The 11653-nt window shown below is 64.4% G+C and carries 9 protein-coding genes; 5 read left to right on the top strand and 4 right to left on the bottom strand.

Features of this window, described 5'->3' with window-relative positions; genetic code table 11:
- Nucleotides 1–277: 277 nt before the first annotated feature.
- From thpR to PGX04_RS31615, 4 genes are all read right to left on the bottom strand, one after another.
- On the bottom strand, nt 278–835 hold the full coding sequence (gene thpR / locus PGX04_RS31630) for an RNA 2',3'-cyclic phosphodiesterase (RefSeq protein ID WP_273742099.1): 558 nt from the start codon (nt 833–835) through the stop codon (nt 278–280).
- 166 nt (nt 836–1001) lie between these two features.
- Nucleotides 1002–1601: a helix-turn-helix domain-containing protein gene (locus PGX04_RS31625; RefSeq protein ID WP_273742098.1), complete on the bottom strand. Its 600-nt coding sequence runs from the start codon at nt 1599–1601 to the stop codon at nt 1002–1004.
- A 153-nt stretch (nt 1602–1754) separates the two neighbouring features.
- Nucleotides 1755–2846 carry a LeuA family protein gene (locus PGX04_RS31620; RefSeq protein WP_273742097.1) on the bottom strand — a complete coding sequence of 364 codons (1092 nt, stop codon included), beginning with the start codon at nt 2844–2846 and terminating at the stop codon, nt 1755–1757.
- On the bottom strand, nt 2847–4064 hold the full coding sequence (locus tag PGX04_RS31615; RefSeq protein ID WP_273742096.1) for a CaiB/BaiF CoA transferase family protein: 1218 nt from the start codon (nt 4062–4064) through the stop codon (nt 2847–2849). It abuts the gene before it with no gap.
- 294 nt (nt 4065–4358) lie between these two features.
- On the opposite strand from PGX04_RS31615, the gene PGX04_RS31610 reads away from it, so the two are divergent.
- From PGX04_RS31610 to PGX04_RS31590, 5 genes are all read left to right on the top strand, one after another.
- Complete coding sequence (locus PGX04_RS31610; protein WP_273742095.1) at nt 4359–6422, top strand: hydantoinase/oxoprolinase family protein; 2064 nt, start codon at nt 4359–4361, stop codon at nt 6420–6422.
- On the top strand, nt 6419–8284 hold the full coding sequence (locus PGX04_RS31605) for a hydantoinase B/oxoprolinase family protein (RefSeq protein ID WP_273742094.1): 1866 nt from the start codon (nt 6419–6421) through the stop codon (nt 8282–8284). The genes PGX04_RS31610 and PGX04_RS31605 overlap by 4 nt, the downstream gene beginning before the upstream one ends.
- Nucleotides 8285–8367: 83 nt before the next feature.
- On the top strand, nt 8368–9009 hold the full coding sequence (locus PGX04_RS31600; RefSeq protein ID WP_273742093.1) for an isochorismatase family protein: 642 nt from the start codon (nt 8368–8370) through the stop codon (nt 9007–9009).
- 117 nt (nt 9010–9126) lie between these two features.
- Nucleotides 9127–10755 (top strand): hydroxysqualene dehydroxylase, encoded by a 1629-nt coding sequence (locus PGX04_RS31595; protein ID WP_273742092.1) that lies wholly within the window; start codon nt 9127–9129, stop codon nt 10753–10755.
- 91 nt (nt 10756–10846) lie between these two features.
- Nucleotides 10847–11653, top strand: an 807-nt coding sequence (locus tag PGX04_RS31590) for a tetratricopeptide repeat protein (protein ID WP_273742091.1), incomplete at its 3' end; no start/stop codon positions are given.

The raw sequence follows: 11653 nt of genomic DNA, 5'->3' as shown, positions 1-11653 counted from the left end.
GAGGGCCGCGCCCCCGATCGCGGCGAGCGCCTCTCGACGAGTGACGCGCCACCGGCTTCGCTCGCCGTCGGACGGCCGATCAGTGAGTCCGGGTGGCATGGTGTCGGGTTCGCTACGGCGGAGTCAGCCTTGATACCCAGTTCTGTATTTTCTGACTATATCGCAATCGGGCGGTCTACTGGTATCGTACAGCGGGCTGTCGCGGCTCGAGAACTGAGACGGATCCGACGTGTCCGCCCGGGAGTAACACGTTGCCAGCGGTTCCGACGGGCACCGCTCACTCGAGCGGGAACGACTCGACCGTCGAGTAGACCGGTCCCTCGTCCGTGAGAGTGCTCTCGGTCAGTCGAATCTCGTCGACTCGAGTCTCGCCGATGGTCGGATCGCGCTCGCGAACGAGATCCTGGACCAGTTCCTTCCCGCCGGCGTGTTCCATCCGCGCGAGCGTGACGTGGGGAGTGAAATCGTGGTCCTCGGCGTCGAACCCCAATGCCGTCATCCGGTTCTCGACAGACTCGTGGAGTCGAGTGAGTTCGTCGCCGCCCCGCTCGACGCCCAGCCAGACGACGCTGATGTACTCGAGACTCGGGAAGACGCCCAGTCCGCCGTAGCGGACGGTGAAGGGGTCGATATCCGCGTCCGCGACTGCGGCGGAGAGCGCTCGCTCGAGGTCGGGAACCCGATCATCGTCGATATCGCCGAGGAACTTCATCGTGATGTGGGCCTGCTCGGGGTCCGTGAAATTGAGTCCGCTCGCGTCCGCGAACTCGTCCTGGAGATCGGCGACCGGTTCGGCGAGGTCGTCGGGCAGGTCGACGCTGACGAACAGTCGCATATGCAGGGCTTCGACCGAGCAGCTATTGAACGTGTGGCCTCGGTCGACAACGGAGTGGAACGCGGCCGGCGACGGGGTGGCACGTGGCCGCCAACGGAATCGTCGCGTTCGGTGTGTGGAACGGACCGAACGGAGCGTACCTCTGTCGACCGAACGGTATCGGAATCTACGGTTCAGCGCGGTCGGGCAGGTTTAGGTGGTTGTTCTCCTCGATGGCGCTGGTGAGGAGCTTCGACTGCGCCTTGCGGAGGTGTTCGAGCGCCGTCGTCCGGCTGATGTCCAGTTCGTCGGCGAGCTCCTCGCTGCTGATCCGCCGCGGCCATTCGAAGTATCCTTCCTCGAGAGCGCGCGTGACGACCTCAAGTTGCCGGTCAGTGAGCATCGATTTCGACTTGTTGAACTCTGTAAGTTTGCCCAGCGTGACGGTGCCGATCCGGTTGAAATCGTCGATCATGGCCCGCAGGTCCTCCCGGCGGAAGAACAGGACCGTGTAGACGCGGCGGTTCGTGAGAACGCGACTCTGCCGTCGGAGGACGCCGTGGTTGCGGTCGATGGCGGAGTACGCACCGCACGATGTCTTCGTGATCAGGTAGTTCGCTTCGTCGAGTTGCTCGACGTGCTCGACCTGCTCGGAATCCGTGAAGAACTCGACGTACTCGTCGCGGGGCTCTTCCATCCGAATAGTAAACGTCACGAGATGATCGTGGAGCTCCTCGATGTCGACGTCGAACGACGTGTCGAAGTACTCTGCGAAGTCGTTGAGCACACACGCTTTCTCCTGTTGAAGGTGTATTTCGGCTTGAAACATCGGTGCCGGTCGGTAGCTGTATGGTAGCCGTCCGCACGACATAACCCTTGCCTAAATACGCCCGACCAGTGGAGGGGCGAGCGACAGCTCGATCGGCGAGCCGATCGTCTATCAGTCCCCGAACTCCCGCGTCGCGAGGGTCAGCGCCTCGTCCAGATCGAACGGACCGCACTCGGCCAATGTCGATTTGAACGACGAGAGCGTCTCGTCGTCGGTCTCGACACCCGCGCGTTCGAGGAGTTTGCGCGCGCCATCGTTCCCCGTCGCTTTGCCGAACACGAGTCGGCGCTCACCGCCGAAGGCGGCGGGATCGAACGGCTCGAGCGTAGCGGGATCGCTGAGCATCGCGGCGGTGTGGATCCCCGACTCGTGTTCCGAGATCGCCTCGCCGAGGATCGCCTTTCGGCCGCCGTACTCCTCCCCGAGCGTCTCGAGGACGTTCCGACAGACCGGAACGAGTTCGTCCGTCTCGATGCCGAGGTCGTCGCCGAGATCGACGGCACAGGCGACGATCACTTCCTCAAGCGAACTGTTCCCCGCCCGTTCACCCAGCGATGCGACGCTCACGTCGGCCTTCTGGACGCCGGCGTGGTATGCCGTCAGGGCGTTCGCCGTGCCACAGCCCATATCGTCGTGGAAGTGGACGCCGACGCGCGAGAAGTCGACGTCGTCCGAGAGCCGATCGAGGGACGACGAGACGGTCGCGGGCGTCCGTGCGCCGACGGAGTCCGCGAGGGTGACGAACGGGACGTTCGGGATTGTTTCGAAGACCTCGATCAGCGCTTCGTGATCCGTTCGGAAGGCGTCCGCGAGCGTGACGTGCGGTGTGACACCGCGATCGGTGATATACTCGACCGCCTCGGCTAGCATCGCCAGCATCTCCTCCCGGGACATCCCGAGGAGGTGCTCGAGATGTCTATCCGAAACCGAGACGAACGTTTCGACGACGTCGGCACTGGCATCGACCGCCGCGTCGATATCGCGCTCGAGCGCCCGCGCCAGCGCGATGATCTCCGCGTCGGTTGTGCCGCTGAGTTCCGCGACGACGGTCCTGTCCTTCTCGCCCGTCGCTGGAAACGCCGGTTGAACGAACGGAACGCCGAGATTGTCGAGCGCGCGGACGCACTCGATCTTTTGCTCGGCGGTGTACTCTCGTCCGGGCATTTGATCGCCTTCCCGGAGCGTCACGTCGTTCAGTTGCATCTAGATGATTCCCTCCTCTTTCAGTTCCGTGTACTCCTCGGCCGTCATCCCAAGTTCGTCCCGGTAAACGTCCTCGTTGTGCTCACCGTGTTGCGGGCCGAGGAACTCCACCTCGCCCGGCGTTCTGGAGAACTTCGGGATGGGGGCGAACGTCTTGATTAACCCGACGTCCGGATCTTCGACCTCGACGAAGCTATCGCGGGCCCGAAACTGCTCGTCCGCGAAAATATCCGCCATGTCGTAAACGGGGCCGACGATGGCGTCGTGGGCCTCAAGCGTCTCGGTTGCCTCGGCGGTCGTGCGCTGTTTCGTCCACGCCTCGATCACCGCGTTGAGCGGCTCGTTGTTCTCGACGCGGGTCGAGTTGTCTTCGAATCGTGGGTCGTCGACGAGTTCGGGCTTGTCGATAGCCTCGGCGACGCGCTCAAAGATCTTCTGATTCGAAGCGGACATGGTGATGTGCCCGTCGGCGGTCTCGTAGATATTCCGCGGGGCCGTACTCGGATGCTGGTTGCCGGTCCGTTCGCGGACGTGTTCCATCCGGTCGTAGGCCTCCACCTCGCCGAAGAACAGCCGCCAGAGGGGTTCCGTCAGCGACACGTCGATGACCTGTCCCTCGCCGCTTCCGCCGCGGCCGATGTCGCGCTCGAAGATCGCCATCATGGTCGCCTGCAGGGCGAACTGCGCGGCCGTCAGATCCGCGAGACTGATCGGTGGCAGGAGCGGTTCGCGGTCGGGGAAGCCGTTCGCGTGCGCCCAGCCGGAGATACCCTCTGCGATCGTCCCGAACCCAGGTTTCTGCGACTTCGGGCCCGTTTGCCCATACCCGGAGAGCCGAACCATGATCGCCTCTTCGTTGACCTCGTGAACGTCGTCGGGGCCGAGTCCCCACCGCTCCATCGTCCCCGGACGGAAGTTCTCGAAGACAACATCGGCTTCTTCGATCAGTACGAGGGCGATCTCGCGACCGCGTTCGGAGCCCAGATCGAGCGTGATACACCGCTTGTTTCGACCCAGCGATTTCCAGGCGAGCGATTCCCCGCTCTCGGTCTTCTGGGGCCACTCGCGGATCGGGTCACCGGTCCGGGGATGTTCGATCATCACGATGTCTGCGCCGAAATCACCCATCATCGTCGTCGCGAACGCGCCGCTTATCATTCCGGACATGTCGATGACGCGGAGCCCGTCGAGCGGACCCGTTCGTTCTCGTGCTGTCATTTCCGTGTGCTACATCACGTCGACGAAAGACAGTTGGTCCACCCAGTGTTGGCTGTTTATATACTCCGCCGGACCAGTCGGGGCGGGACGCGTCGGAATGCTAAAACCTGGAGATTCGGAAATCACCGCTCTGAGACGAATTGAACACCACCCTCGGCTAGGACGTCAGTCGGAATCGAAACCGGTTCTCGTCGCGATTTCGCTCGAGAGCGAGGAGGCACATATAAACAGCCACCACTGGTTGGGAGAACGTTTACTCGAGGTGCTGTGGTCTTGATACACGTACGATAACAAATGGCACACAATCTAGGAGTGGACGTGGGTGGGACGTTCACCGACGTCATCGTCTTCGACGAGGACACCCACGAACTCACGATCGACAAGGTGCTATCCACGCCGTCAAACCCGTCGGAGGGCGTGATCAACGGGATCGGGGAAGCCGTCGACAAAGCCGGCATGACCGTCAGCGACCTGAACCTGTTGTTCCACGGCACGACCGTCGTAACGAACATGCTGCTCGAGGAGACCGGCGCGCGAGTCGGCCTGATCACCAGTGAGGGGCACGAAGACATCCTCCACCTGGCTCGAGCGTGGACGCCGGGGCCGCTCTACGGGTGGATGGATATGGAGAAACCGGCTCCGCTGGCCGATCTCGTCGACACGCGGAGCGTCGGCGGGCGAATCGACTCTCCCGAGGGGAGCGAGCAGGAGCCGATCGACGAGGACGAGGTACGAGCCGCCGTTCGGGAACTCGCCGATTCGGGAGTCGAGTCGCTGACCGTCGCCCTCTTGAACTCGTATCTGAACCCGACGCACGAACGGCAGGTTCGGGACGTCATTCGGGACGAGTGTCCGGAGCTTCCGGTCTCGATTTCTGCAGAGATCGTTCCGGAGTACGGCGAGTACGAACGGGCACTGACGACGGTCATCAACGACTACGCGCGACCGCAGGTCATCAATTATCTCGACGACCTCGACGCCTCGCTCGAGGACGCCGGCTCGACGGCAAAGATGAACGTCGTCCGCTCCGACGGGGGGCTGATGAGTTCCGGCGCCGCGAAACACCGGCCGGTCGAGCTCGCCCTGTCTGGGCCGTCGGGCGGTGTCGTTGGTGCAGCGACTATCGCCGAGAAGAAGGGGGTTCCCGACGTGCTCACGCTGGACATGGGTGGCACCTCGACGGACGTCTCGCTGGTGGAGGACGGCAAACCGGGGACGACTCGCCAGACGAAGGTCGGCTACAGAGAGTTTAAATCCCGAGCCGTGGACGTGAACACGGTCGGTGCGGGCGGTGGTTCCATCGCTCGCGTTCAGCTGTCCGGTTCGCTCCAGGTCGGCCCCGAGAGCGCCGGAGCCGATCCGGGGCCGGCCTGTTACGGTCAGGGGGGCGACGAGCCCACCGTGACCGACGCGAACGTCGTTCTCGGTCGCATTCCCTCGAACGTCCAACTCGGCGGTCAAATGGACCTCGACCGTGATGCGGCCCGCGACGTGATCCAGACAGTCGCCGACGAACGCGGCAGTACCGTGGAGGAAGCCGCCCAGGCGATCCTCGACATCGTCAACGAGAACATGTACAGCGCGCTCCGCGTCGTCTCCGTCGAGCGCGGCTACGATCCTCGCGACTTCGGGCTCGTCGCCTTCGGCGGCGCCGGTCCGATGCACGCAAACGCGCTGGCGGACGTGATGGACGCGTATCCGCTGATCGTCCCGCCGGGGCCGGGCGTCATGAGCGCCTTCGGCTTCCTGACGAGCGACGTTCAGAACGAGTTCTCCGAAACCTACCTGAAGACGGATCAGGATGTCGAGGGAGAGGCAGTTTACGATGCTTACCAGGGGCTGAACGACGAGGCGACCGACTGGCTCGCGTCCGAGGGCGTCGCCGAGGAGAACCACGCCTTCGAGTACTACGCCGACTGCCGGTACTACCGTCAGGACGTGCAGATGTCCATCCCGATCGACGCGTCGAACCTCCGGACGGAGGACGGCATCGCAGCGATCAAAGACGACTTCGAGGCGCGCCACGAGCAGCGCTTTGGCTTCTCGCTGGACGCGCCGCTCGAGATCGCGAACCTCCGCGTCATCGGCAAGGGGACCATGCAGGGAGTGACGCTCGAAGCGAGCGAACTAGGCGATGAGGACGCCAGCGACGCACGAGTCGGGACACAGGATGTCTTCTTCGACGACGCCTCCCACGACACGCCGATCTACGACCGCGAACGGATGCGGCCCGGGAACGTGATCGACGGACCGACGATCGTCACCGACGACGACTCGACCGTCGTCGTCCAGCCCGATCACACGGCGACGGTCGATCGGTACGCGAACCTCGAGATAACGCGGAGTGATTCCAAATGAGCCAGCACGCAAACGCCACGCCCGACTTCGTGGGGGACCACGATATCGACACGACGACCCTCGATATTATCGAGAACACGCTCTCGAACACGCGCTACGAGATGGATCGCGTCCTCGAGACGACGGCCATCAGCCCGGTCATTCGGGAGCAGTCGGATCAGTTTCCGCTCATCGCCGACCGGAAAGGCCGGATGGTGATGGGCCAGTTCGGCAGCGCGATCGACACGATAATCGAGAACGCGCCGTTCGGCTGGGACGATCTGAACGACGGCGACGTCATCGCCACCAACGATCCCTACATGTGCGCCGGTGCGGTCTCGCACACGCCGGATATGCTATTGCTCCGACCGATCTTCTACGAGGAAGATCTCGTCGGCTTCGGCAGCCAGTGGGGCAACCTGATGGACGTCGGCGGGAAGACGCCCGGCAGCATGCCCGTCCAGGCCACCACTATCTTCGAAGAGGGCATGCGTCTCCCACCGGTCAAACTCTACAAGGAAGGCGAGTTCGACAGCGAACTCCTCGAGACGTTCGCGCACAATACGCGTCTTCCCGAGCACGCGGAGGCGGACATCAAAGCGCTCGCGGCCGGGACGGCCGCCGCCGAAGCCCGCGTGCAGGAACTCTGTGACCGCTTCGGGAAAGAGACCTACCTGGAAGGGTGCGACGCCATCCTTGACCGTACCCGCGACGGAATGATCGATCTCATCCGGGAGTTCGTGCCCGAGGGCGAACGCTACACCTTCAAGGATTACGTCGACGACGACGGCATGGGTAACGGCCCGATCAAGCTCAACCTCGAGATCTATCGCGAGGGCGACACGGTCCACCTCGACTGGGAGGGAACCGACGCGCAGGTCCCCGGCACGGTGAACTTCCTGCTGAACGAGAAGATGTTCAAGATGTTCACCGGCGTCTTCCTCATTATGGCGTTTGATCCGCTCTTGACGTTCAACGACGGCTACTACGACCGCTTCGAGGTCAACCTGCCCGAGGGGAGCGTCGTTCAGCCGGAGTTCCCGGCCGCACTGGGCAACCGCCTGCCGCTGATGGCCCGCCAGTTCGACGTCCTGCAGGCGACCTTCTCGAAGCTCATCGACGACTTCAGCGTCGCCGGCAGCTATGGCACCTCTCCGAATCTGGTGTATGCCGGGACGGACTCCGAGGGCAACGACTTCCAGATGCTGGAGATTCTCTACGGCGGCATCCCCGCTCGGCCGGGCGGCGACGGCCTCGACGGCCACTCCTGGTGGCCGCTGTTTCGAACCGTTCCCGCCGAGTATCAGGAAGCCTACTACCCGCTCACCATCGACGAATACAGCACGCGCGCCGACACCGGCGGTGCGGGAGAGTTCCGCGGTGGACACGGCATCACGAAAGTCTATACCTTCGAAGAGGACGGCGCAGTCACGTTTCAGGACGATCGCGCACACACCTATCCGTGGGGAGTTGACGGCGGGAAACACGCACAGACCAGCGAAAAACGACTCGTCCGGACCGACGGGACCGAGGAGGAACTCCCCTCCAAAGTCGAAAACGTCGCAGTTTCGGCCGGCGACAAGCTGATCTTCCGGACCGCCGGCGGCGGCGGTCTGGGCGATCCGCTCGAGCGGGATCCCGAACTGGTCGCCGAGGAGATCCGGCAGGGACTCGTCTCCACCGAGGCCGCGCGCGAGGAGTACGGCGTCATCGTCAGCGAGGACGGAACCGTGGATCGGGCCGCGACCGAGGAGGCGCGCGAAACCGGGCGCGACGAACGAGACGAGCTCGAGGAGTTCGACTACGGCCCCCTGCCGGAGGAGGCCGAACTCGCCGAGCGGATCGCCGCCGAACGCCGCGAGTTCGACGACCGTCACAACTGAACCGGCCACCGACTGCTCCCGGACCCACCGGACAGCCCAGGAGCCACCCGACAGACCCGGAACGCGCCTGACAGACACAATTTATGGACTGGATCGAAGCCACCGAAGACCACTACGACGAACGAGAATTCGGCGAGACCGTCGGTATGGGAGAGCGACCGGCACTGGTTGTCATCGACCTCATCAACGCATTCACCGATCCGGACTCGAATCTCGGGTCGGACGTCGAAGCCGTCATCGAGCAAACCGACCGCCTCCTCGAGGCGTTTCGAGCGTTCGATCTCCCGCGATACTTCACCACCGTCGCGTTCGAGGAGTCCTACGGCGATGCGGGAGTGTTCATCGAGAAAGTACCCGCGCTCAGGGAACTCCGACTCGGCACCGAACGCGTCGAGGTGGACGACCGAATCGCACCGCTCGACGACGAGCGCGTCATCCTCAAGAAGTATGCCAGCGCCTTCTTCGGCACCGACTTGCAATCGGAACTGACCACCAACCGCGTCGACACCCTCGTCATCGCCGGTGTGACAACCAGCGGCTGCGTCCGCGCGACTGCGGTCGACAGCCTCCAGCACGGCTATCGAACGATCGTCCCCGCCGATGCCGTCGGCGACAGAGCCGAGGGACCACACCGTGCGAACCTCTTCGACATCGACGCCAAGTACGGCGACGTCGTGACGACCGATGCCGTCCTCGAGCAACTCGAGGCTCCCGTCGACGACTGATGACCGCGGCGTTTTCATCTCGATGAGCCTCGGCGGCGAGGCCGCGGACGCCGGGGGTTCCCGGACCGCGTTAGGAGAGGGACGCCCGTTATATAGATCAGCGACCAGAACACTCCAATGACCGACGTAGCCGTCCTTGGTGGCGGAATCGGCGGCCTCACCGCGGCACACGAACTCGCTGAGCACGGGGTCGACGTAACCGTCTTCGAGGCGAACGACCGCTTCGGCGGGAAGGCCCGATCGATGCCGATCGCAGACGACCCGGCGGCGCTACACGGCGAACACGGCTTCCGTTTTTTCCCGGCGTTCTACCGGCACGTCGTCGACACGATGAGACGGATCCCCGACGGCGACGGCACCGTCGCGGACAACCTCGTCGAGACCGAAGCGACGCTCATCGCGAGTACGACGGGCCGGAGCCGGATCGCCGAGACGCGCACCCCCGACACGATCTGCGGCTGGCTCAAGGCGCTTCGGCCGGCGTTCGCGGAGGACCTGCCCCGCGAGGACGTTCGCTTCCTGCTCGAGCGGTTGCTGTACCTGCTGACCGCCTGCGAGTCCCGGCGAGAGGGTGAACTCGACGACGTCTCCTGGTGGGAGTTCATCGACGCGGAGAACCGCTCGCAGGCGTTTCGCGATCGGGTCGCGTACACCACGCAGGCGCTCGTCGCGCTCCGACCGCAGGTCGGGAGCGCCCGGACAGTCGGGACGATCTACCTGCAGTTGCTGTTCGGCCAGCTCGATCCGACCGAGCCGACCGAGCGCGTCCTGAACGCGCCGACGAACGAGGCCTGGATCGATCCGTGGGTTCGCCACCTCGAGACGCTCGGCGTCGAGTTCCGGCCGAATACGCCCGTACAGGGTCTCGCGTTCGACGGGCAACGCGTCACTGGAGTCGAACTGGCCGGCGGGGCGAGAGTCGCAGCCGACGACTACGTGCTTGCCGTCCCGGTCGAGGTCGCACCCGAGTTACTCACGTCGGACCTGCGTCGAGCCGCACCAGAACTGGGGCGAATCGAGCACCTCGAGACGGTCTGGATGAACGGGATCCAGTTCTACCTCGCGGCGGATGTCGAACTGAGCCGCGGCCACCAGGTCTACGCCGACGCACCGTGGACGCTGACCTCGATCTCCCAGCGCCAGTTCTGGACCGGCTACGATCTCGAGAGTCGCGGCCCCGACGCGGTCGAGGGCGTCCTCTCGGTGATCGCCTCGGACTGGGACACGCCTGGGATCGTACACGAGAACCCCGCCAGAGAGTGTACGCGCGAGGAAATTGCCGAGGAGGTCTGGGTACAGCTGAAAGCGCACCTGAACGGGCCCGACGAGCGGTTGACCGACGAGTTGCTCGTCGACTGGTTCCTCGATCCGTCGCTCGTCGAAACGGACGACGGCGTCGAGAACCGGTCCCCCCTGCTGATCAACACCGTGGGCTCGCTCCGGAACCGGCCACCGGCGGATGTCGCCGTCCGCAATCTCATGCTGGCGAGCGACTACGTGCGAACGAATGCCGATCTGGCCTCGATGGAGTCGGCCAACGAGGCCGGCCGCCGCGCGGCGAACGCCGTCCTCGAACGACGCGGCGTTCGGAACTCGTCCGTGCGGGTGTGGGACCTCGAGGAGCCCGCGGTGTTCGAGCCGTTCAAGCATCAGGACCGGATCCGGTACCGGCTCGGGCTGCCCCATCCGGCCGCGGTGACCCAGTCGCTCCGGGGAGTGACCAGACGCCTCGACGAGCGGGTCTGAGAACCGGAGGCGGGCGGCGAGGCGACGCCATCGAAACGTCGCCGCTACCCGGGTCGCAGCCCTTAACAGTCGTCACCGCCAATTTACAGTAATGACTGACCGAGACGACGATCGCGATCATCACTTCTCCGAGGGAGAGGGATTCGGCGATCCGTACGAGGAATTCGACCTGGACCCGCCGGAACTCGGCGTCGACCCGTCGAAGGTCGATCCCGTCGACTCCCGCGTCGTCACCGACACGCTCGACCAGCACAACATCGATCAGGACGAGGTCGACGCGAGCGAACTGCTCGACGTCGGACTGAACTACATGCAGATCAATCGCTACGAGCAGGCCACCGAGGCCTTCGATCGGACGGCCCACTTCGCCGAGGACGACAAGCTCAAGCAGGAGGCGTGGGTGAACAAGGGCGTCGCCCACGGCGAACTCGAGGAGTGGGACGAGGCGATCGGGGCCCACCGCGAGGCCCTGCAGATCGACGAGGAGAGCGAGCACGCCGCGACTGCCGAGACGAACCTCGCCTACGCGCTCTGGGAGTTCGGCCGGACGAGCGAAGCGCTCGAGCACGCCGAACGCGCCATCGAGATCGACGAGCGCTTCGCCGCGGGCTGGTTCAACCGCGCGTTCTTCCTCTCGGAGCGCGGGCTCTCCGAGGAGGCGCTCAACTGCGTCGACAACGCGATCCGGCTCGGCCTGCGCAACGCGAAAGTACTCGAGACGAAAGCCGAGATCCTCGAGGAGCTCGGCGAGTTCGACGAGGCCGAGGAGATCGCCGAGGAGGCGAACCGGATGCGCGAAGACGCCGAACAGGAGATGATGGACGACCGCGAGGAGATGCTCGGACAGGGGCAGGGCGGAGCGGGCGGCCGTCCGGGAGCCGGTCGCGGTGGTGGCGGG

It is taken from the genome of Natrinema soli (assembly GCF_028618695.1).
Note: the sequence above shows the minus strand (reverse complement) of the source record. Positions and strands in the feature narration are given on the sequence as shown.